Source organism: Nocardia sp. NPDC049149, assembly GCF_043197455.1.
GTDB lineage: Bacteria > Actinomycetota > Actinomycetes > Mycobacteriales > Mycobacteriaceae > Nocardia.
In genome coordinates this window covers 355,156-379,517 of the sequence record NZ_JBICTD010000008.1, presented here as the reverse complement: position 1 = coordinate 379,517, position 24,362 = coordinate 355,156, and the positions used below count along the sequence as shown (strand labels likewise).

At 66.6% G+C, this 24,362-nt stretch carries 26 protein-coding genes; 10 read left to right on the top strand and 16 right to left on the bottom strand.

The annotated features are described in order from the left end of the window. Positions 1-73: 73 nt before the first annotated feature. Positions 74-892, bottom strand: coding sequence for an endo alpha-1,4 polygalactosaminidase (locus ACGFNJ_RS31455; protein ID WP_393456316.1), 819 nt, complete (start codon positions 890-892; stop codon positions 74-76). A gap of 121 nt (positions 893-1,013) precedes the next feature. On the opposite strand from ACGFNJ_RS31455, the gene ACGFNJ_RS31450 reads away from it, so the two are divergent. The 3 genes from ACGFNJ_RS31450 (at position 1,014) to ACGFNJ_RS31440 (ending at position 4,100) form a co-directional block, all read left to right on the top strand. Next, positions 1,014-1,643, top strand: a complete 630-nt coding sequence (locus ACGFNJ_RS31450) for a TetR/AcrR family transcriptional regulator (protein ID WP_393456313.1) — start codon at positions 1,014-1,016, stop codon at positions 1,641-1,643. 53 nt (positions 1,644-1,696) lie between these two features. After that, positions 1,697-3,472: an AMP-dependent synthetase/ligase gene (locus ACGFNJ_RS31445; protein WP_393456310.1), complete on the top strand. Its 1,776-nt coding sequence runs from the start codon at positions 1,697-1,699 to the stop codon at positions 3,470-3,472. A gap of 133 nt (positions 3,473-3,605) precedes the next feature. Continuing rightward, positions 3,606-4,100 (top strand): phosphoribosyltransferase, encoded by a 495-nt coding sequence (locus ACGFNJ_RS31440; protein WP_393456307.1) that lies wholly within the window; start codon positions 3,606-3,608, stop codon positions 4,098-4,100. Here ACGFNJ_RS31440 and ACGFNJ_RS31435 read toward each other — a convergent pair. Beyond that, the gene (locus tag ACGFNJ_RS31435) at positions 4,097-4,486 is read right to left on the bottom strand and encodes a MarR family winged helix-turn-helix transcriptional regulator (protein ID WP_393456515.1); all 390 of its coding nucleotides are present in this window, start codon (positions 4,484-4,486) and stop codon (positions 4,097-4,099) included. The two genes, ACGFNJ_RS31440 and ACGFNJ_RS31435, sit on opposite strands and share 4 nt — an antisense overlap. A 318-nt stretch (positions 4,487-4,804) precedes the next feature. After that, a complete protein-coding gene (locus ACGFNJ_RS31430; protein WP_029892379.1) occupies positions 4,805-5,083 on the bottom strand; it encodes a hypothetical protein in 279 nt (92 codons plus the stop codon). A 343-nt stretch (positions 5,084-5,426) separates the two neighbouring features. Here ACGFNJ_RS31430 and ACGFNJ_RS31425 point away from each other — a divergent pair, with 343 nt between their 5' ends. Beyond that, positions 5,427-6,248 (top strand): SAM-dependent methyltransferase, encoded by an 822-nt coding sequence (locus ACGFNJ_RS31425; RefSeq protein ID WP_393456304.1) that lies wholly within the window; start codon positions 5,427-5,429, stop codon positions 6,246-6,248. A 20-nt stretch (positions 6,249-6,268) separates the two neighbouring features. Here ACGFNJ_RS31425 and ACGFNJ_RS31420 read toward each other — a convergent pair whose 3' ends face one another. Beyond that, complete coding sequence (locus tag ACGFNJ_RS31420) at positions 6,269-7,288, bottom strand: NADP-dependent oxidoreductase (protein WP_393456301.1); 1,020 nt, start codon at positions 7,286-7,288, stop codon at positions 6,269-6,271. Between the two features lie 182 nt (positions 7,289-7,470). Here ACGFNJ_RS31420 and ACGFNJ_RS31415 point away from each other — a divergent pair, with 182 nt between their 5' ends. Further along, complete coding sequence (locus ACGFNJ_RS31415) at positions 7,471-8,220, top strand: LGFP repeat-containing protein (RefSeq protein WP_393456298.1); 750 nt, start codon at positions 7,471-7,473, stop codon at positions 8,218-8,220. 377 nt (positions 8,221-8,597) lie between these two features. Then, the gene (locus ACGFNJ_RS31410; RefSeq protein ID WP_393456512.1) at positions 8,598-9,164 is read left to right on the top strand and encodes an O-acetyl-ADP-ribose deacetylase; all 567 of its coding nucleotides are present in this window, start codon (positions 8,598-8,600) and stop codon (positions 9,162-9,164) included. A gap of 10 nt (positions 9,165-9,174) precedes the next feature. Here the strand turns inward: ACGFNJ_RS31410 and ACGFNJ_RS31405 are convergent, their stop codons facing one another. Together ACGFNJ_RS31405 and ACGFNJ_RS31400 are read right to left on the bottom strand one after the other, a co-directional pair. Further along, complete coding sequence (locus ACGFNJ_RS31405) at positions 9,175-9,900, bottom strand: haloacid dehalogenase type II (protein WP_393456295.1); 726 nt, start codon at positions 9,898-9,900, stop codon at positions 9,175-9,177. Between the two features lie 77 nt (positions 9,901-9,977). Then, the gene (locus ACGFNJ_RS31400) at positions 9,978-10,376 is read right to left on the bottom strand and encodes an NUDIX domain-containing protein (protein WP_393456292.1); all 399 of its coding nucleotides are present in this window, start codon (positions 10,374-10,376) and stop codon (positions 9,978-9,980) included. Between the two features lie 234 nt (positions 10,377-10,610). On the opposite strand from ACGFNJ_RS31400, the gene ACGFNJ_RS31395 reads away from it, so the two are divergent. Continuing rightward, the gene (locus tag ACGFNJ_RS31395) at positions 10,611-11,408 is read left to right on the top strand and encodes a DsbA family protein (RefSeq protein WP_393456289.1); all 798 of its coding nucleotides are present in this window, start codon (positions 10,611-10,613) and stop codon (positions 11,406-11,408) included. 27 nt (positions 11,409-11,435) lie between these two features. Here ACGFNJ_RS31395 and ACGFNJ_RS31390 read toward each other — a convergent pair whose 3' ends face one another. The 3 genes from ACGFNJ_RS31390 to ACGFNJ_RS31380 all read right to left on the bottom strand — a co-directional run bounded on the left by ACGFNJ_RS31390 (position 11,436) and on the right by ACGFNJ_RS31380 (position 15,217). Continuing rightward, positions 11,436-11,870 (bottom strand): pyridoxamine 5'-phosphate oxidase family protein, encoded by a 435-nt coding sequence (locus ACGFNJ_RS31390; RefSeq protein ID WP_393456286.1) that lies wholly within the window; start codon positions 11,868-11,870, stop codon positions 11,436-11,438. A 147-nt stretch (positions 11,871-12,017) separates the two neighbouring features. Beyond that, positions 12,018-12,893, bottom strand: a complete 876-nt coding sequence (locus tag ACGFNJ_RS31385; RefSeq protein ID WP_393456283.1) for an LLM class F420-dependent oxidoreductase — start codon at positions 12,891-12,893, stop codon at positions 12,018-12,020. A 1,025-nt stretch (positions 12,894-13,918) separates the two neighbouring features. Beyond that, complete coding sequence (locus tag ACGFNJ_RS31380; RefSeq protein ID WP_393456280.1) at positions 13,919-15,217, bottom strand: glycosyltransferase 87 family protein; 1,299 nt, start codon at positions 15,215-15,217, stop codon at positions 13,919-13,921. Positions 15,218-15,373: 156 nt separating this feature from the next. Here ACGFNJ_RS31380 and ACGFNJ_RS31375 point away from each other — a divergent pair, with 156 nt between their 5' ends. Next, positions 15,374-16,213, top strand: a complete 840-nt coding sequence (locus ACGFNJ_RS31375; protein WP_393456277.1) for a DUF1206 domain-containing protein — start codon at positions 15,374-15,376, stop codon at positions 16,211-16,213. A gap of 25 nt (positions 16,214-16,238) precedes the next feature. On the opposite strand, the gene ACGFNJ_RS31370 is transcribed toward ACGFNJ_RS31375, so the two are convergent. After that, entirely contained in the window at positions 16,239-17,300 is a 1,062-nt protein-coding gene (locus ACGFNJ_RS31370; RefSeq protein ID WP_393456274.1) for a pyridoxal-phosphate dependent enzyme, read from the bottom strand. Positions 17,301-17,504: 204 nt separating this feature from the next. On the opposite strand from ACGFNJ_RS31370, the gene ACGFNJ_RS31365 reads away from it, so the two are divergent. After that, entirely contained in the window at positions 17,505-17,702 is a 198-nt protein-coding gene (locus ACGFNJ_RS31365) for a hypothetical protein (RefSeq protein WP_393456271.1), read from the top strand. A gap of 149 nt (positions 17,703-17,851) precedes the next feature. Here ACGFNJ_RS31365 and ACGFNJ_RS31360 read toward each other — a convergent pair whose 3' ends face one another. Further along, positions 17,852-18,244, bottom strand: a complete 393-nt coding sequence (locus ACGFNJ_RS31360; protein WP_393456268.1) for a nuclear transport factor 2 family protein — start codon at positions 18,242-18,244, stop codon at positions 17,852-17,854. A gap of 232 nt (positions 18,245-18,476) precedes the next feature. Between ACGFNJ_RS31360 and ACGFNJ_RS31355 the strand changes: the two genes are divergently transcribed. After that, the gene (locus ACGFNJ_RS31355; RefSeq protein WP_393456265.1) at positions 18,477-18,986 is read left to right on the top strand and encodes a hypothetical protein; all 510 of its coding nucleotides are present in this window, start codon (positions 18,477-18,479) and stop codon (positions 18,984-18,986) included. 2 nt (positions 18,987-18,988) lie between these two features. Here the strand turns inward: ACGFNJ_RS31355 and ACGFNJ_RS31350 are convergent, their stop codons facing one another. The 5 genes from ACGFNJ_RS31350 to ACGFNJ_RS31330 are packed head-to-tail and all read right to left on the bottom strand — an operon-like array spanning position 18,989 to position 24,360. Further along, positions 18,989-19,780 carry an ABC transporter permease gene (locus ACGFNJ_RS31350; RefSeq protein WP_393456262.1) on the bottom strand — a complete coding sequence of 264 codons (792 nt, stop codon included), beginning with the start codon at positions 19,778-19,780 and terminating at the stop codon, positions 18,989-18,991. Next, on the bottom strand, positions 19,767-20,723 hold the full coding sequence (locus ACGFNJ_RS31345) for an ABC transporter ATP-binding protein (RefSeq protein ID WP_393456259.1): 957 nt from the start codon (positions 20,721-20,723) through the stop codon (positions 19,767-19,769). Before ACGFNJ_RS31345 ends, ACGFNJ_RS31350 begins: the two co-directional genes overlap by 14 nt. Next, positions 20,686-22,383 (bottom strand): SDR family NAD(P)-dependent oxidoreductase, encoded by a 1,698-nt coding sequence (locus ACGFNJ_RS31340; RefSeq protein ID WP_393456256.1) that lies wholly within the window; start codon positions 22,381-22,383, stop codon positions 20,686-20,688. Before ACGFNJ_RS31340 ends, ACGFNJ_RS31345 begins: the two co-directional genes overlap by 38 nt. After that, entirely contained in the window at positions 22,380-22,628 is a 249-nt protein-coding gene (locus ACGFNJ_RS31335; protein WP_167837807.1) for an acyl carrier protein, read from the bottom strand. The genes ACGFNJ_RS31340 and ACGFNJ_RS31335 overlap by 4 nt, the downstream gene beginning before the upstream one ends. Beyond that, positions 22,618-24,360: an HAD-IIIC family phosphatase gene (locus ACGFNJ_RS31330; RefSeq protein ID WP_393456253.1), complete on the bottom strand. Its 1,743-nt coding sequence runs from the start codon at positions 24,358-24,360 to the stop codon at positions 22,618-22,620. Before ACGFNJ_RS31330 ends, ACGFNJ_RS31335 begins: the two co-directional genes overlap by 11 nt. Between the last annotated feature and the right edge of the window lie 2 nt (positions 24,361-24,362).

Sequence of the window (24,362 nt, the reverse complement as noted above, 5' to 3'; positions counted from 1 at the left end):
GGACCGCTCGTCCTATTTGACGCAGAGTGTCGCGGGCAGCAAGAAAAGCCGGACCGGAATTCCCACAAATAAATCAGCAGGTTTCCCGCCACGCGCCGAGGGTAATCTTTTTGCGGATCGAGGACAGCCCGAGACGGGTGGCATCGCCACAAAAGTCGGCGGTGTTCAGATTGTATTCGGCGTGAAACACCGGCTTGCCCTTGTCGAGGAACGGCTTCAGCTTCTCGCAGGCGTGATTCGCGCGATCTTCGAAGCACTGTTCGTTGACCGCGAAGTCGAACAAGCCGGCCAAGACGGCGACCTGATCGAGATCGTTCTTCAAGCCGATCGCCAAGCCGCGGTCGTGCGCCAGCCCCGCCAGCATCCGGTTGTAGGCAAGCTGATCGTCGGCCGTGATCACCAGATCGCCCGTCTTCTGCCGGTGCAGATCGGCCCAATCCGGTTCAACGCCATCGAAACCCTTCTCCTTGCACAGATCCATCCGCTTGGCCATCAACGGTTTCAGCACAGCGATCTGCTTGATGTCGAGCCAGCGCTCGTCCTCCCATTCCGGCACCGGACCGCTCTTCACGCTGTCCGGGAAGTCGCCCGCATCCGGCCGATACGGCTCCCACGAACCACCGGACATGTAGCAGATCACCTTGCGGCCCTGCTCGTGCAACGTCCGCACGGTCGACGCGGGATTCTCGAACAGGTCGATGTCGTACACCTGGGCGTTGATCGAGGTGTCCACCGGCTCCTCGTGCAGCTGCCACTGCCAGGTGAGCCCCTTCTCCGGATGCCACCACGGCCCAGGATCGGCGGCGGCCGGTGCGAAGGACCACGCGAAGGCCAGGACGACGGTCAGGATCAGCACGCGTACCCATCGACGCGCGGAACGTGCGAAAGCCATAGGGGCACAGTAGGCCTCGCGACCGCGCCGCGTCTCGTGCGATCGAGATCCGCGGTCGGGACAGGCGAGAAATCCGGCCAGGCGGTAGAACTTGACACAGCTCTGTGTCAGGATTCCCTTCGTGTCCACAGTTGTGCGCCCGTTTCGCGGGGTGAGCGCCGAAGCTCGGCTCGCCCAACGTCGCGCCGACCTGCTCGAGGCCGGTCTCGACGAGATCGCCGCGGTTGGCGTCGCGAAAGTGCGGATGAGCTCGGTGTGCGAGCGCGCCGGGCTCACCCAGCGGTATTTCTACGAGCACTTCCGCAACCGCGACCACCTGATCGACGCGCTGCACGAGGCGATGATCAACGACCTGATCGCCCGCACCGTCGCCGCCGTCGAGGCAGAGCCGCTCGACATGCTCGTCCGCGCACGGGTGGCGGTGGCGACCTTCCTCGACTTCTTCGCCGAGGAACCGCGCCGCGCGCGGCTCTACACCGAGGCGGCGACCCTGCCGTCGCTCGCGGCGCGCAAGGCCGACGGCATCCAGCGCTACGCCGAGCAGGCCGCCAGGCAGGTCTGCGCGGTCTACGGCGAAACCGATCCCGACACGCACGCTCGGATCGCCTTGGCCGCCCTGGTGGTGGTGCACGGCAACTCCGCGGTCACCCTCGCCTGGCACAACGGCGAAATCGCCATGGCCCGTACCGAATACATCGAGCTGCTCGCGCAGATCTTCGTCGACGCCCTCGTCGGCGTCCACCCGCACTGACCGTCGTACCCAGCAGGCCGGCACCGCCGGCGACCATCGAGCCAGGAGATCGTATGCCCACGTTCGCTTCCGCCGCGTCCACTCTGTGCGAGGCGTTCCAAGCCACCGTAGCCCGCAACCCCGACAAGGTCGCCGTGCGCACGATCGGCGACAGGAGCACCCTCACGTTTCGCGCTTGGGGCGAGCAAGTGCGGTCGCTCGCAGCGGGATTCGCGGCACTCGGCGTGCGGCGCGGCGATCGGGTGGCCCTGATGATGACCAACCGGCCCGAGTTCTATCCGATCGACGTCGCATTGCAGCATCTCGGCGTCACCGTGTTCTCGGTCTACAACACCTCGTCCCCCGAGCAGTTGAACTACCTGTTCACCGACTCGGCGGCCACCGTCGTCGTGTGCGAAACCCAGTACGCCGCCGCCCTATTCGCGGGCAAGAACGGCACCGGGGTCGAGCATGTGGTGTGCATCGACGGCGCACCCGAGGGCACCATCACCCTCGACGAGGTCGCCGCGCGCGGCCAGCAGGACTTCGATTTCGACTCGGCCTGGCGCGCAGTACAACCCGACGACGTGCTGACCCTGATCTACACCTCCGGCACCACCGGCAGCCCCAAGGGCGTCCAGCTCACCCACGCCAATATCCTCGCCATGGTCGACGCCACCGAGCAGCTGGCGGACGCCGACGCCGACGACCGAATTCTCTCGTTCCTGCCCTCCGCACACATCGCGGACCGCTGGTCGTCGCTCTATCTCCTGGAAGTACTCGGCAACCAGCTCACCACCACCGCCGACCGCGCCGAGTTCGCCGCGGCGCTCGCTGACACGCGGCCGACCATCTTCGGCGCGGTACCGCAGGTGTGGCAGAAGCTGAAGGCAGGCATCGAGGCCAAGGTAGCCGACGCGACCGGAGTCAAAGCGGCACTGGCGAACTGGGCGCTGCGGGTGGGCCGCGCCGCCTCCGACGCCCGGCTCGACGGCAAGCCCGTTTCCGCGGTGCTCGCCGTCCAGGAGCGCATCGCCGACGCGCTGGTGTTGTCGAAGCTGCGCGCGGCGATCGGCCTCGATGCCGTCCGGATCGCGCTCTCCGGCGCCGCCCCGATCTCCTCGGAGACGCTGCGCTTCTTCAACGGCGTCGGCATCGCGGCCTCCGACGCGTGGGGCATGTCGGAGCTGTCCGGCATGGCCACCATCAGCCCGCCCGGCCAGGTGCGCCTCGGCACCGTCGGAAAGATCGTGCCCGGCAACGAGATCCGGATCGCCGATGACGACGGCGAGGTGCTGATCCGCGGCCCGATCGTGATGCTCGGCTACTTGAACAAGCCCGACCAGACCGCCGAGACCATCGACGCCGACGGCTGGGTGCACACCGGCGATATCGGCACCCTCGACGAGAACGGCTTTCTGCGGATCGTCGACCGCAAGAAGGAACTCATCATCAACGCGGGCGGAAAGAACATGTCGCCCAGCAACATCGAGAACTGGATCAAGGCGTTCGCCCCGCTGATCGGCCAGGCCGTGGCGATCGGCGACAACCGCAAATACAACGTCGCACTCATCTCGCTCGATCCCGACGCGGCCGCGGCCTACGCGGACAAGGCAGGCGTCGCGCTCGACCCCGCGGTGCTCGCCAAAGATCCTGGCGTACACCAGATCGTGGCCGACGCCGTCGACAAGGCGAACGCGAAGCTCTCCCGGGTCGAGCAGATCAAGAAGTTCACCATCGTGCCCGACTTCTGGCAGCCGGGCAGCGAGGTGCTGACGCCGACGATGAAGCTGCGCCGCAAGCCGATCAACGAGCGCTACGCCGCCGCCATCGAGGAGCTGTACTCCTGAGACGGCGGGCAAGGCCGCCTCGCCAGACGCGGCCTTGCCCGACTGCTGACCTGTTCCAGGGTGCGTGGCGATCCGCACAATGGTGCGCCTCGTATGCTCTGTGCGCAGTAGCGACGAGGGAGAGGGCGGATCCATGGCGGATCGGGAAGTGCTGACCTGGGAGTTGTTCGGTTCGGCGAGTCGAGAGTTGGCGACCACGATCGCGGACGACGGGTTCGAGCCCGATCTGATCCTCTCGATCGCACGCGGCGGATTGTTCGTCGCAGGCGCACTCGGTTACGCGCTGGACGTGAAGAACCTGCACGTGATGAACGTCGAGTTCTACACGGGCATCGACCAGCGCCTGGACATGCCCGTGATGCTGCCGCCGGTGCCGCAGGCGGTCGACCTGGCAGGCGCCACCGTGCTGGTCGCCGACGACGTCGCCGACACCGGCGCCACCCTCAAGCTGGTCCGCGACTTCTGCGAACACCATGTCGCCGAGGTGCGCTGCGCGGTGATCTACCAGAAGCCGCGCTCGGAGGTCGACTGCGAATACGTCTGGAAGCGCACCGACCGCTGGATCAACTTCCCGTGGTCGACCGAGCCGCCGGTGGTGCAGCGGCAAATGCAGGTGCTCGACGCCTAGGGCTCCTGGCGCGCGTCGGCAATGGCGTCCAGGCGCGCGCCGAGGGCGTTCACCTGGTCGCGCAGGGCGATGATGGTGTCCAGCGAATAGCCGACTCCGGCAATCACCGACTCGATCATCTCCCTGGCCTGGCGCTGCAGCGCCACGCTCGCCTCGGTCGCGCGCAGCTCCACCGAGCGCCGGTCGTGGGCGCTGCGCACGCTTTCCACGAAACCGTGCGATTGGAGGCGCTGGATCAACGGCGAGATGGTGCCGTAGTCCAGGCGTAGCTGTTCGCCCAGCTCCTTCATCGTCATCCCCGGCCGTTCCCACAGCGCGAGCAGCGCCAGGTACTGCGGATAGGTGATCTGCATCGCGTCGAGGAACGGCCGATAGGCAGCGGTCATCGCGCGCGAGGTGGAATAGAGGGCGAAGCACAGCTGGTTCGCCAGCACGAGCAGGTCGCGGTCGGAGTCGCCGGCGGTTACCGCACTGTTCGGGTCTACCGCCGGATCGACACGCACCGCTGCCGTGGGATGCGCTACATCGGGCATACCTGCACTGTACGCATAGCTGCCACGGAATTTCTCACCGTGCGGCGGGGGCCGCCGCACGGCTCCGGGTCGGCGACGGTGCCGCACCCACCGCGAATCGGTGGTGTCGCAATCGAACCCGGCTCAACGAGAGCTATCTCGTCGAGCCGGTGCCAACGCTGGAGTGCTCGATCAGCCGATGACGGAATTCATGATGGTGCCCGCGCTGGTCGCCACGGCACCGCCCGCCATTGCACTGGCGATCATCTTCGGCGACTGCAAACCGCCGCCGCTCCACTTCTCCCAGGCAAACCGGCCGCCGCCGTACGTGATGGCCGTGATGCCAGACAGTTGCACGAGCCAGGTGAAGTAACGGCCCATTTGCATCAGTTTGTCCGCCAACGGCGGCGCCTCCGGCGTCGGATTACTGACCTCCGCAAGAACGGTGTCGTGCAGCGCGGCGAGAATCATGCTCACGTTCGTGCTCCTTTTCGCAGGGTGAGGTGGGTTTACTCGTCGCCGGAAAATCTCGTGACCTGCGCAATTGAACCTCATCAAGATCAGGTGTGTCCCGCGACACACCGAAGCGCGCCACGCCGACCTCGGGGCGGCCGGTCAGGCAAGTACGGAAAAGTCGGTCAAATACCGGTGGATGGCTGAAAAACCAACGCCGTCCGCGGGAATCGCCGCGTGCCAGGCGTTCGCTGGAATATCCTGAGTGGGCACAATTTGCAGCAGAAGTCGCCGTCCATCGGCGACTCGGCGGCGTCAGGGGGCCCGACTTCCCCCGCGACCGCCACAGGAGGGAATCACCATGCCGGACAGTCGTTCACACGCCACCGAACTATCGACCATCATCGACACCAAAGTCGCGCACGAGGCACGCGTCTACGACTACTGGCTGGGCGGGAAGGACAACTATCCGGCCGACCGTGCCCTCGGCGACGCCATCGCCACCCACATCCCCGCGATCCAAACCATGGCAAGGGCCAACCGCGCCTTCCTCGGCCGTGCGGTCCGCTACCTGGTCAGCGAGGTCGGCATCAGCCAGTTCCTCGATATCGGCACCGGCATCCCCACCGCGGGCAACACGCACGAAGTGGCCCAAAAGCTGGACCCGGCCGCGCGGGTGGTCTACGTCGACAACGATCCGATCGTGCTCGCGCATGCCCGCGCGCTCATGGCGAGCAAGCCGCAGGGCAAGACCGCGTTCATCCACGCCGACCTGCACGACCCCGGCAGCATCCTCGGCGACAACGCCATCGCCGACACCCTCGACCTGGATCAGCCGGTGGCGATCATGCTGGTGGCGATCATGATGTACTTCCGCGACGAGGACGACCCGCACGGCATCGTCCGCAACCTGCTCGACGTGGTGCCCGCAGGCAGCTACCTCGTGATCACCCATCCCACCGCCGATTTCGACGAGCGCGCGATGGCCCGGGTGGTGGCCTCGGCCGAGCAGGCGGGCATCACCTTCTACCCGCGCAGCCGCGCCGACACCGAGAAGCTCTTCGCGGGCACCGAGCTCATCGAGCCCGGCGTCGTTCCCGTCGTCAGCTGGCATCCGAATCCCGGCGACAACACCAACCCCGAATCCGCATGGTACTGGGCCGGTATCGGCCGCAAGTTGTGAGCGACTACTGAATATCGCTGCTAGTCAGCGACTTTGACAACGACCTTGCCGAAGTTGCGCCCTTCCAGCATGCCGATGAACGCTTCGGGAGCGTGCTCGAGCCCCTCGGTGACGTCCTCGAGGTAGTTGACCCGCCCCTCGGCGATCCATCCGGCCATCTCGCGCAGGAAGTCCGGGTAGAGCTCACGGACGAACTCGGTCTGGATGAAACCGCGGACCGTGAGGCTCTTGGTCAGAATTCGGCGATAGAAATCAGGGAGGCGGTCAGGGCCTTCGGTCGCACCCGAGCTGTTGTAGAGGGCGATCTGGCCGCACACCGGAACGCGCGCAAAGGTATTCAGCAACGGGTACACCGCGTCCGCCACCGGGCCCGCGACATTTTCGAAGTAGATGTCGATGCCGTCCGGAACCGCAGCCTTCAGCTGGTCGGCGAAATCGGGCGCGCGGTGGTCGAGCGCGACATCGAAGCCGAAGTCGTCGAGCAGGGCCGCGCGCTTCGCAGGGCCGCCCGCGATGCCGACCGCGCGAACGCCCTTGATCTTGGCGATCTGCCCGACCGCCGAACCGACCGGGCCGGTGGCCGCGGCCACCACGAGGGTCTCCCCCGCACGCGGCTGACCGATCTTCAGCAGTCCGGAGTACGCGGTGAAGCCTGGCATGCCGAGGACGCCGAGGGCGGTAGAGACCGGCGCCTGGTCCGCATCGAGCTTGCGCAGACCCGACGCCGCCGCGACGGCGTACGTCTGCCAGCCCGAATAGCCAACAACCACATCGCCTTTCGTCAACGATGCGGCACGGGCATCGACGACCTCGGACACCGTGCCGCCGACCATCACCTCGCCGATACCGACCGGCTCCGCATACGACTTCGCATCGCTCATGCGGCCGCGCATATACGGATCGAGGGACAGGTACAGCGTGCGCAACAGCACCTGGCCCTCCTCGAGCGGCGGCAGCTCCGCCGTTTCGGTGCGGAAGTTCGCCGGGGTGGGTGCACCCTCCGGCCGGGAAGCAAGCACGATACGTGTCGACTTGGCCATGAACTCGAGCCTAGCGCCCGCGCGGACGCGGCCACGGTCCTCGACCAGCCCCTTCGCGGATGTGGCGGAGGCCACGCAGGTCAGCCTCGGTAAGGCGAGACCGCCGCCGCCGTGCCATCATGGCTCACCAACGCGCTCAGCCCCGTCTCGCACACCGAGTATCGCCCGACTGAGGAGTTCTCTTGGCACGCCCGACCCAGCGCCGTCGCAGGCGCACCGCGCTCGTCACGACCACCGCCGCCATGGCCGCGGTCCTGGCCACCAGCGTGAGCACCGACCTCGCGGCCGCACGGCCGATCGGCAACTTCGACGTCGGCGGCGCGATCGAGGTCGAATACGACCAGGCGGGTGGGCCCGACGTCTTCGGCGACCCGACCTCGCCCGAATCGGACGCCGCGAACGGCGGCAAGTGGCAGTCCTTCGACCGCAACGCGGTGATCTACTGGCATCCGGTCACCGGGGCACATCAGGTCGGCGGTCCGATCCTGGACAAATGGCGCAACCTGGGCCTGGAGAACGGCGTGCTGCGCTACCCGGTGACCGACGAGCAGTCGACTCCGTCGAAGCCGGGTCGCTTCAACCACTTCCAGGGCGGCTCGATCTACTGGTCAGTGGGCACCGCGGCGCATCAGATCGGCGGCGCGATCCGGGACAAGTGGGCGTCCTACGGCTGGGAAAGCAGCCCGCTCGGCTTCCCGATCACCGACGAAGCCGCGGCCAAGGACAACGGCCGCTACAACCTGTTCAACGACGGCGCGATCTACTGGTCGCCCCGTTACGGCGCGCACGTGGTCTGGGGCGCCATCCGCACCACGTGGGAGGCGCGGGCGGGCGCGAACGGCGCCTACGGCTATCCGACCGGCGACGAATACGACTACGAAGGCGGCAAGGCGCAGGAATTCCAGGGTGGCCGGATCACCTGGAAGCCCTGATCTCGCGCTGACCACGCAAAACGGACCAGCCGGTACCTGATGCGTCGAAATTACTACGGCCACGGCGGGTCGGCGCGCTATGGTCGCGAGTCGTGACCGGTGTATCGAGTCTGGGTGAGCTCTTCCTTCCCGAGCCGGAGCGATGGGGATTGCGTGGCGATCCGCATGCGTGGCGGGCGCTTCGAGATCGGCTGGAGCGCGTCCCGGCGCCTGCGACCATCGATGCACTGATCAGCTTGCTGCACAACACCTTCGAGGATGTCGTCGGAGTGAGCTTGACGGCCGCGGACGCGCCGGACAATGTGCATCGGCCCGAACTCGATCACGGCGGAATGTCCGGCGGGGTGGTGTCGCTGGACGCGTGGCGGAAGGCGTTGATGCCGGTGCTCGAAGGGCGGGCCAGGCACCTGCTCGCCGGGCGGCCCAACACCGCCGCGATCGTCCTGCTCCGCGGCGATATCACCGAGCAGTGGGTGGATGCGATCGTCAACGCGGCCAACTCGTCGTTGCTCGGCGGTGGTGGTGTCGACGGTGCTATCCATCGGGCGGGTGGGCCCGAGATCCTTGCCGCCTGCCGGGATCTGCGCGCGTCGCAGTACGGCAAGGGGCTGGCTGTCGGCCAGGCGGTGGCCACCACCGGCGGCAAGCTCTATGCGCGGTCGGTCATCCATACTGTGGGGCCGGTCTGGTCCGACAGCGAGGACCGTTCCGCACTGCTCGCGTCGTGTTATCGCGAATCACTGCGGGTCGCAGACACTTTGGATGCCCGAACGGTGGCGTTTCCCGCCATCTCCACCGGCATCTACCGGTGGCCGATCGACGACGGCGCCCGCATCGCGATCGAGACGGTGCGGACGACGAAAACCTCAGTGCGAGAAGTACGCTTCGTGCTCTTCGACGATCGCGCCTACGCCGCATTCGCCGCGGCGGTGGCCGCCGAATAGCGGAAGTTGGTCAGCAGCCGAGTTTTTCGGCGAGCTCGGCGAAGTCGGTCACGGTCAGGTCGCTGATCGTGTCGCCGGGGCGATCGGCCTTGATGTGCGGGCCCTTCTCGCCGGGGCGCTCGATGAAGGCGGTGCGCAGGCCTGCCTCGCGCGCGCCGTCGATGTCCCAGTTGTGGGTAGCGACCATGAGTACCTGGTGCGGGGCGACGTCGAGCAGGCTTGCGGCGGTGCGATAGACCTCGGGCGCAGGCTTGTACGATCGTGCCAGTTCGGCGGACAGGATGCAGTCGAAGGGCAGACCAGCGGCCTTGACCAAACGGGTGAGCAGGGCGAAACCGCCGTTGGACAGTGCGGCGACGGTGTAGCGCTCGCGCAGCCTGGCGAGGCCTGCGGCGGCATCCGGCCAGGCGGGCAGCACATGCCAGGTGCGAACCAGCTTCGCGCGCGCCGCGTCGTCGACGTGGCCGCCGATGCCGTGCTGCTCGAGCAGGCGGTCGAGGGACTCGCGATGCAGCGTGTCGAGATAGGCCCACGGCCGCTCACCGGTTCGGACGCGTTGCATGGAGGGCAGATACAGCTCGCGCCACTCGGTGGCGAAGACCAGCGGATCGAGCTCGACGCCTGCCGCGCGGAAGATCTCGGCGGCCTGCTCGGCGACGCCGGTGAACCAGTCGACGGTGGTGCCGAAGATATCGCAGGTGATCACCTGGATCGCGTCCCGATCGAACTCGGACATGTTGTCTCCCTTCGTCTATGCGCGTCGCACTAGCACCAACATCCCATACCCGCCGACCACAGGACGATGGCAATGACCTACCAGTCGACTACACCGAGCTCGTGCAGCCGGCGGAAGACCAGCATCGAACCAGGGGCCACGTGGTCCATCGCGGCGTACTCACCGACGGTGAAGTAGCGGATCTCGGCGATCTCGCTGGTCGGCTCCGGGTCGCCGTCCAATTCCGCGGTGAAGCAGGTCATGTGCAGCCGAGTGCCCGCGGCATGACCGTACGCCTCGGCCAGGAACACGCCGAGCTCGTCGTAGGACACGACGCCGACGCCGAGTTCCTCACGCACCTCGCGGCGCAACGCCACCTCGGGCGTCTCCCCCGGGTCGATTTTCCCGCCCGCCATGTAGAAGACGTCCTTGCCGATCGACCGCGCCTGCAGCAGACGACGATCCCTGATGTGGGCCAACGCGGCTGTGCGAATCACCGGACCACCCTACTTTTCCCGTGCGGGCGTGGGTCAACCGAATACCGCCACGCCGAGTCGGATCCGGAACTTCCGTGCGCGCACGGGCGCAAATATGGGTGCCTGAGCAAAGATTCAGCGCTGGGAGGCGCGAAATACGGTCGGCAACCGTTATCGTGTCGAAGCGAAACTGTTGGATTGGCGAAGAAGCTGGGGGAACACTCTGTGAACACCAGTCAAGGTGCATGGCCGGGCATGTCGCCGGAGCCCCAGCACGACGACCGCGACAGCCACAACCGCAAGGTCCTCTACGCGATGGTCGCGGGCGCCCTCCTGTTCGTTGTCGTCGCGGTGACCTGCGTCGGGATCGTGGCGAACGACCTCAGCAAGGATTTCATCGGCACCGCGGTCGCCGCAGGCCCGCCCGGACAGGACTCGCGGACGCTGCCTGCCAAGACCGCGCCGCCCGTCGGCCAGATCTCGCTGACCGTGCCCGCCGGTGTCACCGACAACGGCGCGGTCCGGGTCGGCGAACCGAGTGCCCGCGCGGTCGTCCGCGTCGTCGCCGACCTGCAGTGCCCCGCCTGCCAGGCCTTCGAGAAGGCCAACGCCAAGGCGCTCGAAGAAGCGACCAAGAACGGCACGGCCGTCGTCGAATACAACATCATCTCGTTCCTCGACCGCGCGTCGACCACCCAATACTCTTCGCGCGCAAACAATGCGTCGTACTGTGTCGCCGAATCCGACTCGTCGAAATATCAGTCGTGGCTGGCCAGCATGTTCGAACAGCAGCCCGCCGAGGGCGGCGACGGCCTCACCGATCGCAAGCTCATCGAGATCGCCGAAGCCGCGGGTTACACCGATCCCGCTGTCGCCCAATGCATCACCGGGCGCAAGTACGACGCCTACGTCCGCAGCAACACCAAGGACATCCTCGCGACCGGCATCAACTCGACGCCCTCGGTGTTCATCAACGGCAAGCAGGTCGAGCAGGGCACACAGCTGTTCACCCCTGACGGGCTGGCCGGCCCCATCGCTGCTGCTGCCCGCTGATACTGCTGTCCCGCATCACATTCGGGCTCAGCCAGGGTTTCGCTCGCCCTGGTCTGCGCCGAGCCATTTGGACGGACGCATCCTGATCAGCACCGAGTGACTGCCGTGTTCCTGCTCGACGAACGCTTCGGCCTCCGCTGAGGACAGGTACCGGCGCGTAATGCTCAACACCTGCGCGCGGGTGGGCGATTCGTCCACGCCCGTCACGGGGCCTTCCGCGGTAACGTATTTCGGTGGATGGCCCTCCGATTGCACTGCCAGGCTGAATCGACCGGCCTTGCGGATTGCCTTGTCCTTCACGGTGTCACGGGTCGTCCAGATCAAGACCTCGCCGTGCGGCGTGTAGTCGTACCAGACCGGGACCGCCAGTGGGGCGCGCTCCTTGCGCTCCACCGCCACTATGCCGATGTGAACGCCTGCCAGGAATTGCTCTCGCTCCTCGGCGGTCAAGGTAAACGCCATCGCTGACTCCTCACGTAGCAGGAACGGTTGCCGCTCGCGGATTGCCGGAGAATAGCTGTGCTTGCGTACGCCAATCTACGCTCTCCGTACCCAAGCTCGTCTCGTGGCCTCACTGCCGGGCCAAGACACCGAGACAGGTCGGTGCGGTCAGCCCAGTTCGGCGAGTTGCGGGACCGCCGGGGCCATCGCGTCGATCCAGGCGGCGGGGGCGCCGGTGGTGGGGGCGATGATGACGGCGTGCACGCCGAGTTTGGCGTAATCGGCCATCGCCCTGACGAATTCGTCGCGGGTGGCCGGGGTCGGGCGTGGATTGTTGGCCATGATGGTGATGCGGATGTCGCGGTAGTCGCGGCCGACGGTGTCGCAGTGCTTGCGCAGGACGTCGAGTTTGTGTTCGACATCGGCCGGTGCGGAGGCGAACAGGTTGCAGGCGTCGCCGTATTGGGCGACCAGGCGCAACGTTTTGCGTTCTCCCCCACCGCCGATCAGGATCTTCGGACGGTGGATCGGCTGCGGCGAACAGAGGGTTTCGGCGAGCTGGTAGTGCCGACCGTCGAACGGGCCGTTGTTGTCCGGGTCCCACATCTGGCCGCAGATCTGCAGCGCTTCCTCCAGTCGCTCGAACCGCTCGGCGATCGGCGGATAGGGCACGCCGAGCCCGAGATGTTCCCGCTCGAACCAGGCGGCGCCGAGGCCGAGGGCGGCGCGGCCGCCGGACAGCACGTCGAGGGTGGTGACGATCTTCGCGAGCAGGCCGGGATGCCGGTAGGTCACGCCGGTGACGAGCAGGCCGAGCTCGATGGTCGACGTGTGCGCGGCCAGGTAGCCGAGGGTGGTGTACCCCTCGAGCATGTTCGCCTCCGCAGGCAGTCCGGTCGGCGCGATCTGAAAGTAGTGGTCCATGAACGACAACCAGGTCGCACCGGCCGCCTCCGCCGCAACCCCCACCCTGGCCAACTCGCCCGCGATGGCGGTGGTGCCACCGTCGATGGTGAAAATCGGAAGGTGGAAACCGAGTTCCATGAGCGATCTCCTAACGCGTCGACAACCTCTCGTAAGCACGCTAAGCCCTGGAGTGCACTCCAGGTCAAGCACCGACGCACCTCCGCACCCCTTCTGTGGATCCGCACCCCTTCTAGCAGCCCAGAACGAGTGCGAATCCACAGAACGAGTGCGAATCCGAAGCCTCCGATCTTGAAACCCCCGCAGCCGCACACTTTCTGTCTTCCCGCACACGATCTGGCATGCGAAATCGTGTGCGGGAAGACAGAAAGTGTGCGGCTGAGAGTCTTTGATCTTGAATCTCTGTCTTTGATCTTGAATGCTCTCGAAACGGGACCACAGCCAAGTAACCCGGCTGGGACAAGACATCGCGTGATCGACTGCGGAGGTCAGCCGGGTACGGCAGACGACGCCACCACGCTATCCGGTGCAAACCCTTGGCTGCCGAATTCACAGGAGACCGTATACCCGAAGGAGCTCTGCCTTCGCCGAGCCCAAAGCGGCACGGGCGCAGACCAACCCGACCCGTGGGGCGCGGTCTCGGACGCGCGGTCTCGGACGCGCGGTCTCGGACGGGCGCGGTCTCGGACGGGCGCGGCTTGGGGGGCGCGGCTTTGGGGGTTGGTGTGGGTTTCGTGGAGCGTGTTGCGTTTGGGTGGTGGTCTAATCCGTAGGTTGAACTGTTTCGTGGGGCGTGTTGCGTTTGGGGTGGTGGTTTATCCGCGGGTTTGACGGTTTCCTGGCGAGCGGGACAGTCTCGGGGTTTGCACTGGATAGCGTGGTGGCGTCGTGTGCCGTACCCGGCTGACCTCCGCAGTCAGTCACGGGTTCGCTCGTTCCAGACCGGGTTGCTTGGCTGTGGTCCGGTCCAAAGACCTTTCGGGGAAGTGATCTCGAGGGAGGTTGGCGGGAGTCAAATGGTGGGCGTCTCGGTGCGTACTGCCACCATATGACTCCCGTCGATGAAGTTGATCAACCATTGCACTCCCGTCGATGGGCCAACAACCATTTCACTCCCGTCGATGGGACATGGTGGAGGGTGTGGGCTATTTATGGGATGCCGCAAGTGGTTTCGGTTGGGCAGTGAGTGGGGGCTCGGGGCGGCGGAGGTAGAGGGTGGCGGCGGCGAAGAGGGCTAGGGTCAGCCAGAGGTAGGCGTAGTGCAGGGTTACGCCGAGGTAGCCGTGGAGGGGGTAGTCGAGGATGTTGACCAGGGTGGGGTCGTAGAAGGCCAGTACGCCGCCCGAGGCGACTACGAAGGTAATCAGCCAGCCGGTCATGGTGGCAATGTCCTTGTGGTGCAACGCAATATGGGTCAGGTAGAGCAGCAAGGGGGCGAGCCAGACCCAGTGATGGATCCAGCTGAAGGGTGACACCGCGGTGCTGGTCAGTCCGCACAGCACCACGGCGGGCAGTTCATGGCCGGTGAAAGACAGTCGTCGCGCCAGTGTCAGGCAGATCGCCGCGAACGCGACTGCTGCTGCGAGCCACAGCAATTGGTGCACACCCTCGACGCCGATCACTCGGGCGAACACCCCGCGCAACGTTTCGTTCTGCGGGTTCTGCGGCACACCGACCCGGGCCGGATCGAGGAACGCACCGCTCCAGAATGTCCACGAATCCTTCGGCAGCACAGCAAGTCCGACCACCACGGTCGCGAAGAACGCGCCGATCGCCGTCCCCGCCGCCCGGTATCGGCCGGTGACCAGCAGGTAGATCACGAAGAACGCGGGTGTCAGCTTGATGCCCGCCGCGATACCGGTCAGCACGCCCTTCCAGCGTGACGAATCCGGTAGCGCCATGTCCGCGAGAACCAGCAGCAGCAAACAGATGTTGATCTGGCCGAACGCCATCGTGCCCCGCACCGGCTCGCACCACAGCAGCAGGCCGGCGATGGGCACGCTGACCAGCAGCAAACGGACATCTCGTCGATAGCCGAGCAGCGACAACGCGGCGAACGCGGACGCGGCGAGCATCGCGACATTGCCGAACCCGCCGACATAGGTGAACAGGTCGCCGCGCAACGCGATCAGCGGCACGAACAGCAGCGCGGCGAACGGCGTGTACACGAACTCCCACACCCCGCGAGTGTTGCCGAGCAGCGGCGTGTCATAGACCGATGTGCCGTTGTGCACGCGGTCACCCGCGATCTGATACACGCTCAAATCCTTGAGATGCATCATCAGCCACGGCGCAGCGACTACCTGTTTCAGGTAATACCCACCCGCTATCACACCTAGCACGGAGATCGTCCAGAACGCGAGCGGCGAGATCGGCCTGCGCCCCGACACCTCCTCTCCTGCAGGCACTTCGGACTTCTCGATCGTCGCTACCGACACACTCACTCCCAGCTCACTCCCAGCTTTCGCGCTCTGTTCGCCAACCCACGCTAGTAGCAGTCCGACATCGCCGCAGCGGCTCCGGCAAGGCGGGCATTGTTTCGACGCCTCGGCGCCGGGTATCTGCCGGACGTTCACTGCGATCAAGAACGAGGTACCTCGATGAGTAAGTTGTCCGCGGGAGCCCAGCGCCCACAAGCCGGAGCCACCTCGACCGCGGAGCGGATCGCACAGCACAGCGTCTTCGAACGGTTCGCGCGCGCCGGGTTCGTGATGACCGGCATCGTGCACTTGATCGTCGGCTATCTCGCCATCCGGATCGCTGTCGGCGACGGCGGCACCGCTGATCAATCCGGTGCGATGGCGGAGCTGGCCGCCAAACCCGGCGGCACCATTGCCCTGTGGGTCGGCGCCGCGGCGTTTGCGTTGATGGCACTCTGGCGGCTCGTCGAGGCGGCGCTCGGCAGCTCGTCCAAACCCGACGCCGACAGCAAGAAGTCCGAAGCCTTCCATCGAGTCAAAGCCTTTGCGCTAGGGGTGATCTACTGTGGTTTCGCGTTCTCCGCCTACGGATTCGCCCGCGGCAGTGGCAAATCCAGCAGCAGCGAAAGCGTCGGCCTCACGGCACGTCTCATGCAGCACACCGCAGGCACGATCGCGCTCATCGCCGCCGCCCTGATCATCGTCGCGGTCGGCGGGTATCACATCTACAAGGGTGGCGGCCAGAAGTTCCTCGACGACCTCCAAGGCACACCGAGTGCTTTCGTCCGCCGACTCGGCACAATCGGCTATCTCGCAAAGGGACTCGCCATCGCCGCCATCGGCGTGCTGGTCGTCCTGGCCGCGACCCGATCAGAACCCGACAAAGCCGCAGGCCTCGACGGCGCCCTGAAAATCCTTGGCGCCCAGCCCTACGGAGTGATCCTGCTCATCGTCGCCGCGGCGGGCATCATCGTCTACGGCCTCTACGCATTCGTGATGGCTCGCTACGCGAAGATGTAGTTCTCCGGCTGCGGGCAGGCTCGGTTTACAAACCTTTGAAGGCGTGCGATGTCGCGATCACGGCCGCGGTTTCCGAGGAGTGCACACGTCCTTGGTCTTGCAGGAGATGAAGCGCGGCGAACGCGGCGGTGGAGCTGATCTCCCAGCAGTGGCCGTGCGTCCACAGGGTGCGATGCCAGGTGCTTGCCGTCGCGGGGTCGACGACTATCGCACCACCACCCGATCCGCGGGCGGCCCTGACGGACTGCTGCGTCGTGGTGCCACCGCCGATGGAGACGAGTCTGCCGTCGTCCCCGGGGAAGGCAGTTCGCCAGTCCGCGTTGGATTCCAGGACAGCGTGCAGCCGAGGGAACGGCTCGACGAGGTAGAGCCGCGGCATGACGACACCCAAGTCCACGAAGCCTTGGTAGACGCCGAAGGCCAGGTCGCCGCGCGAGCTGGGAATGACGACCACGTCGGGCGCGGTACCGCGTGCCGCGACGATCTCGTACGCGATGCCTTTGAGATACTCGATGCCGAAGGGCGAGCTGCCGACCACCGGGGTCACGAAATTGGTCGCGTTGAACGACTTCTGGTTCCGGGACTCGTCCGCGACGTAGGTCCAGCGGTCCTCGTCGGACTCGACGAGCACGACCTCGGCACCGAGTTCCCGGACGTGGTCGACGATTTGGCCGGGTACGGCATGCGACATCGCCATGACGCACCGCAGTTCGTGCGCGGCGCAGTAGGCGCTGATGGACAGGGCCGCGTTGCCCGATGACGCGGCGACGACCGTGTCGAAGCCCGCCGCGCTGGCCCAGCCGACCGCGCCGAGGCTGAATCTGTCTTTGTGCGAGCCGGTCGGGTTGCGGCTTTCGTCCTTGACCCACACGTCGGAGCCGAGGCCGATCCGGTCGTCCAGGCGAAAGTAAGGGGTCTCGCCCGCGCCGAGGGTGAGGGGATCGACCAGCGGCAGCAGGCGGCCGTCATTCGTCGATCGCCGGTAGGTACAGCGCAGGTTGGCGGGGTCACCGGCGTCGAAGCATCGCGGACAGCCCACCGGATAGTGCTCGACGCCGTACTCCGTCCCACACGAAATACATTGCATTCCAGTCAGATTGGGACTCATGGAAGTGCGCATAAGCGATTCTAACGAGTACGCCCGGCGGCGGGCCCGTTCGGGGTTTCCCTGATGGTTGATCGTGCACGATCACCCACCGGCGCCAACGACGCAGCAGCAGTACTCGAACTGGAACCGTAGCTCTGACAGAACGGACGAAACGTGCGGGCCGTTTGCTGCGATGGGGTGAGTATGCGTACCGACCTCACCTGTGGAGAGCGACGCCAGACCGTGCGGCGGCTGGTCGCGCTTTGCCAAGTCATGAATCAGCTCGTCGATCTCGCGGAAGCGGGCTCGTCGGAACCGGTAGTCACGCAGGCGCACCGCACCCGCCGACTATTACAGGATCTCGTCCTCGACATGGTCCGCACCGGCGACACGACCGCCTGACGGACCGCGACCCGCCGGTGCGGCGAAATTGCCCGGGCGTGGCGACAATCCGGAGTGGTGTCCGAGCCGAACTCAGTTGTGTAGGCATCCATGTTTCGGAATGAGGTCACCATGAGCTGCGCGACGGATCACCGCCGGGCACGCATCGTTCACCCCAGCGCGTCGCGCCAGCACCACGTATCGGTGTACTGGTGCAACGCCTTGAGCTTGCCGTCGGAAACCCGCCAGATATGGGCGAACTCGGCCTGCACCCGCTTGCCTGTCGCACGTGCGGTGCCCAGGTAGTGCCCGGTGACGACTACGGCACCGTCGTCGCCGTCGATCCAGGTCTCCGCGAACGGCGCGATATCGAAGTCACGGGACACCGGCCCCCAGACTCCGTTCAGCGCGGCCACGGGACCGCGTGGCGCGGTGTCGGTCACGCTGGGCATGCCCGGCGCGACGCGCGCCTCGAAGTCCGGGTGCAGCGCGTCGACAATGGCGGCGCCGTCCCCCGATTGGGTTGCCCGATAGAACTTCTCCACCACTTCTCGATTACTCATGACTGCACGTCGCTCGCTCATACCTCGATATTAGAGGGATCGCTCTACATCAGCCAGACCGAAAATCGCCCGGTAGCGAGATCGGTTGCGGGGCAGTTCATGACCGCATGATTCGCGCGGCGTTTGCGGTGTCGCGATGACGCGGTGCGGCTATCATTGAGTTAATTGTTCGTGCACGGGGGGTCGGGTGGTAGCCGAGAGCGCTCGGCTAGGCAGACAAGGCAGGGGTTGAGTGGCCACGATCGCGCAACTGAGGGCAATTCTCGCGGTGCTGCACATCGACCCCGGCGATATCGATGCCCTCGCGCACACCGATCACGACAACGACCCTGCGGTCGAACGGGCCAAACTGGCCGCCCTGCTGCAATGCGTCTTCAGCAGCGAACTACGCAGCGCCGTCACCAACACCGCCGACCAGCACGAACTGGCCCGCCGCTGGACCGCGGCAAGCACCCAACGTGCGCTGGACGGCGAAAATGCCACAGAACAGGCCCATTTCGACGCACACTGGCTGCACAACCGGATCGACGCCCTCGCCCCGCGGCACACCTCGGACCAGGCGCCGGTGCTCCTCGACGCCGCCGCACGCGCTGCCGAGGCCGCGCAGGTGCTGCTCTCCCTCAGCGGCAACCCGCACGGCGACGGCACCGAATCCCTCTGGCAGACCGCGCTCGACGATCTGGCGTCCGCGTTTCACCTGATCAACGACGAGCACAACGCGATAACCCAGCCCATCGAGTGAAACTAGCTACGCCCGACCTTGCTGTGGCTGAGCCGGAACCGGAACAGCGCGATCAGCCCGCCGACAACGCCGACGCCGAGCAGGATCAAGCACGGTGTGATGATGTCGCTGAAACCGGCGCCGCGCAGAATCACGTCCTGGTAGCCCTTCAACGCCCAATACTGCGGCGTGAACGGCGACAGCGCCTGCGCCCAACCGGGCAGCGTGCTCCGCGGCGTGATCGTGCCCGCGAGACCGCCGATGGCCAGCGAACCCACCTGCGCCATGATCGAGAGCTGATCGATGGTGCGGCACAACGACACAAGGGCGATGCCGAATCCCCAGGTCGCCACCATCAGCGAGGCGCTGATCGGGAGCAGCAGCCAGGTCGACCCCTTGCTGTGCAGATCCCACAGCGTGAAGGCGACCAACCACAGAATCCCCAGATGCACCGCCGAGAACAGCACCGAGGGCATCGACTTGCCGAGGATGATCTCCCCGGCCCGCACCGGCGCGGCGCGCAGCCGATCCCAGGTCCCCCACTCGTGTTCGCGGAAGAACGAGGCGCCGAGCAAGGTCGTGATGAAGAACGCGAACATCACGATGGTGCCGGGACCGGCCTGTTCGATGCCGCTGGCGTTGGGGAACCCGCCGAAGAAGCGCAGCTGCGCCTTGTTGGCAGGGGTCAGGAACGCCATCATGCCGATCGGCAGCACCGTCAGCACGATGAGCTGAGCCGGATCGGACTTGATCCGGCGCAGGTCCGCCCAGGACAGCGCGCGTACGCGATCGACAGCTGAATCATGCAACAGCATCTCGGATCCCTTCCACGGGCTGATCGACGGCGTCGGCCGCACGCATGATCGCCAGGTACGCGTTCTCCAGGTTGGGATGGTGGATTTCCGCGGCCAACAAATGTTCGGTATCGGTGTCCAACGTGGCGAACAACTGCGCGAGCAGCTGGCCGGGCGCGTTGGTCGGAATGTTGAGCAGCCGCGATTCGAGCACTGCGGCGCCGGGTGCGGCGAGGAACCCGTTGAGGCTGGCCGGAATGCCCGACGCGAACTCGAGGCTCACCGCCGCCTGCGCATAGCGCTCGACCAGTTCGGTGGCGCTGCCCTGGGCCAGGATTCGGCCCTGATGCAGCACGACCACCCGCGCACTGAGCACCTCGAGTTCGGGCAGATAGTGCGTCGCGTAGACCACGGCGGCGCCGTGATCGGCGAGGTTGCGGACCTCATCCAGCAGATCCTGCCTGGCCGAGACGTCCGCGCCGACGGTCGGCTCGTCGAGCCACAGCACATCCGGCTCGTGCAGCAACGCCATCGCGGTGTGCAGCCTGCGCTGCTGACCGCCGGACAGCTGATGGGCCCTGGTGGTCAGGAACGGGGTGATCCCGAGGCGCGCGGCGACCTCGTCGATCCGGCTCGCCAGCTCCTTGCGGCCGACACCCATCAGCCTCCCGAAGAAGATCAGGTTCTCCTGCGCGGTCAGCGTGGGATACACGCCGAGTTCCTGTGGCGCGAACCCGAGCTTGCGCCGCGCCTGGCGCGGGTTGCTCGCGAGGTCGATGCCGTCGACGCGGACCGTCCCCGAGTCGGGTGGGGTCAGGCCTGCGACGATCGATGCCGTCGTGGTCTTGCCCGCGCCATTGGGACCGAGCAGCCCGACGATCTCGCCCGGCTGCACGATCAGGTCCATACCGGTGAGGACCTGTTTCTCACCGTAGCACTTGTTCAGATCGACGATCTCCAGCATCCTGCACCTCCTCACTCGACATCGGCGTGCTCGCGATCGGCTCGCTCGCCACTGGCTTACTCGACACCGGCGGGCTCGCGATCGGCTCGCTCGGCAGTGATTTACTCGGCTCCGGCTCGCTGGCGATCGGTTCGCTCGCCATCGATTGACTCGGCACCGGCTCGCTCGATATCGGCCACGGCGCGCCCCATCCGGCGGCGCCGAGCACCGAAACCTCGCCTGCGACAACGTCTTGCGCGGAGAACGCGGAAACGATGTCGGCGGCGACCGGCGCGATCGGATTGCTCACAGCCCGTCCGCCCGGCGTGTTCGTCAGGTCGGTCCACAGCCGCGGCGGCCGCACCACCACGACGTTCCACGGATGGTGGCGCGCAACATATTCCGCGAGCCCCTCGACGGCGGCCTTCGCGGCCGCGTAGTGCGGCCACCAACGCGGCGGTGCGAGGACGGCTTCCGAGGAAATCATCACCACCGTCGCGCCCTTGCGCAGCCGCGGCGCGCAGACCGACAGCGGGCCGAACATCAACCGCGTACTCGCCGCCATGAACTGCGCGGCCGTCTCCACCGCGTCCGGCGCCAGTGGCAGCGTCGGAATCGCCGGGGAGGCAAGCAGAACCACGCCGTCGAGCGGCCCCTCCGGCAATGCCGCGGCCAGCGCCCATCCGTCGCTGGCGTCGGCGAGCACCGGCCACAGCCGGTCCCCGTAGGCGCGCGACGCCGCGGCGAGGACCTCCGGCGCCCTGGTGCAGCTCACCAGCACGCGGGCGCCCTGGCTGGCCAGACCGAGCGACACCGCTGCGCCGAGCCCGCGGCTGCCGCCGACCACCAGAATGGTTTTCCCGTCCAACTTCTCCGAGGGCGGCAAGACGTTCGCCAGCTCGGCGGCGTCGGGGCCGGGCACCGATTCTCTGATCAAACTTTGGATGGTGACATCGGCGCTGGCGCCGCAACTCATGCCGGCATGCAACGTGACCAGCCCGGATCGCCGATCCACTTCGGGCTCCTCGGTCGCGAACTCGACCGCGCCGGAACCCGATCCGTGCAGCACGATGCTGCACGCCACCAGCAGCGCATCCCGGCCGGGGGTACACATCCCGGTCCAGTAGCTCGCCCAACCGAGCACGGCGGCAACATGTTCGGGGACGCGACCGCCGATCACCCGCGAGACCAGCCCGGCGATGCGCGGATAGTCCACCGCGAAGGTGCCGCGCTCCTTGCCGACCGTGTTCTCGGAATCGCCTGCCAGATCGGCCAATTCGAGGACGCGCGGGACCTCCCTGCGCGGCTGCTCGTCGGCGGCCGGACCGCACCACGGCAGCACCGAGCCGAGCCGACACCGGATGCCGACCACCTCGATGCCGCCGAAACTCACCCGGCCGCGTGCCTCGCTCTCGGTGACCGTCCAGTCGACCTCGTAGCGGCGGCCCGGAATCGTGGGCTGACGGAACGTCGCCCGGATATCGCGCACGGCCATCGGATCGGTCGTCTCGGCCAGCGCAGCCAAGGCGAGCGTCACCACCAGCGCGCCGTGCGCGACCGGCCTGCCGTAGGGCGAACGATGACCGAAGTCGTTGTCCACGTGCAACGGATTGCGATCGCCGACCGCCGCGGCATAGGTCGCCACATCGGTGTCCGTCACCCGGAACACCCTGGTACTCACTGGACCCGCTCCTGTCGTGCGGCGACCACTGCGGCGGCGATCTCGGCAAGGGACTGTTCCGACGTGAGCGTGCTCTCCGGAAGTTCCACTGCGAAGGCACGTTCCACCGCGTAGACCAACCGCACCTGGGCCAGCGAATCCCAGGTGTCCATGTCGCCGCGCACGGTGTCGCGGCCGTGTGCGGCAGGCTCGCCGACCACCTCGGCGAACAGCTCGAGCAGCTGCTCCATCACATCAGTAGCCATGTTGCATCTGTGCCTCTCGCACATGTGGGCTGCGCGCCAGCGCGCCACCCGAAAGGTCATAACCGAATACCGACCCCTGGTCGTTCTCCGCTTCGACACTGAAGCCGTGCTCGGGGTACAGCTCACGCACCAGCGCGTTGCGGGCGGTCGGGAGATACCGGCCCACCAGTCGCGAACTACCCTGTGCCAGCGCCCATTCCGCGGCGGCGGCCAGGAGATTGTTTTCCGCGTTCCTGCCGATGACCCGGCAGCTGAGCAGCAGGGTGTCTATCTCGACCGCGCCGTCTACAGCTTCGGCGAGGAGCACACCGACGATGCCGTGGTCGGCGAACCGATCGCGCAGGCGCAAGGTTGCCGCGAACCACCGCGGATCCTCGGCCATCCGCTTGACCTGCGTTTGGGTGTGCCTGCGGGTGGTCAGGTTGAACTGGTTGGTCTTGGCGATCAGCTGCGCCGCCCGGTCCAGCGACGTGCCGGTGATCGGCTCGATGGCGGCCACCATCTCCAGCCCGGCGAGGAATTCGTCCAGGTTGTCCGACGCGGTCTGTTCCGCGGCGGCCAGCGCCTGATAGGAGGCCTGCCTGGTGAAGTCCTCGTTGGACAGCGCGCCAGGATGCAACCAGGGCAGGCCTGCCAGCTCGCCGGCGAACTTCGCAGGCGAGGCGGGCAGGCACAGCGCGCGCACCTCCGGGTGCACGGCGACCACCTGGGCGCATTCGGCCGGGTTGTCGTCGACGAAGACCATGCTGCCGAGTCCCAACCGAATCTTCTCCGAGATCTCTTGGAGCTGTTCGGATTTCGGCCGCCAGTCGGCGACGATGTGGGTGAAGTCGTCGACGCCGAGCACCATGCCCGGCGCTTCGGCGATGGCGCGCAGCGCGAGATCGCGGTCGTTCTTGCTCGCGACGGCGAGCAGCACACCTCGCTCGGTCAGCGCACGCAGGTAACGCTGGAAGTCGGCGAAGGCCTCCCCCTCGGCGCCGGTGCCGACGCGAATGCCGTCGACGCCGTCGTCGCCGAGGATCCCGCCCCACAGCGTGCCGTCGAGATCGACGACCACGCAGCGGGCGGCGCGGCCCCGGTCGGCCGCGACCGTGTCGGCGATCGCCGCGGCCAGCCACGGCAGGCTGTCGGCCGCGTACGGCTGACGCACCCGATACCAGCTGCGCGGGTCCTCCCAGTGCGCCAAACCGATCTGCGCGGCAAGCTGTTCGACGTCGATGAACAGCACCCGGCCAGCAGCCTGCTCAGCCAACCTGGCGTTGACCTCCCTGACGCGATACGAGAGCGATTGCGGCGCACGCCACGCCGCCGCACCGAACGCGTCCACCGCGGGCGGCGCGAACCCGAGCTGCACCACCCGCACCCCGGACCGCGCTGCCGCGTCCCAGAGTCCGACCCAACGTTTGACGGTTTCCTCCACGGTGCCGGTGACGTCGTGGTGGGTGCCTGCCAACACCACGTAATCGCCTTCGCGGAAGGGACTTTCCGGCGCGAGCAGCACCTGCTCGACCTGACCGAACGGGAACACCAGCATTTCCGGCGTCAGGCCAGCCCTTGAACCGGCCAGCGGCAGTAGTTCGGCGAGAAAGTCGGTGGTGTAGGTGGCGAGCAGCGCAAGCCGCACCTCGATCCCCGGCGCACCGGGTTCGCGGGCAAGCGCTTTCGCGCGCTGCGTCCACGCGACGAACCCGTCCGCGGGGGAAAGTTCTACTGCCACATCGATGGTCACGG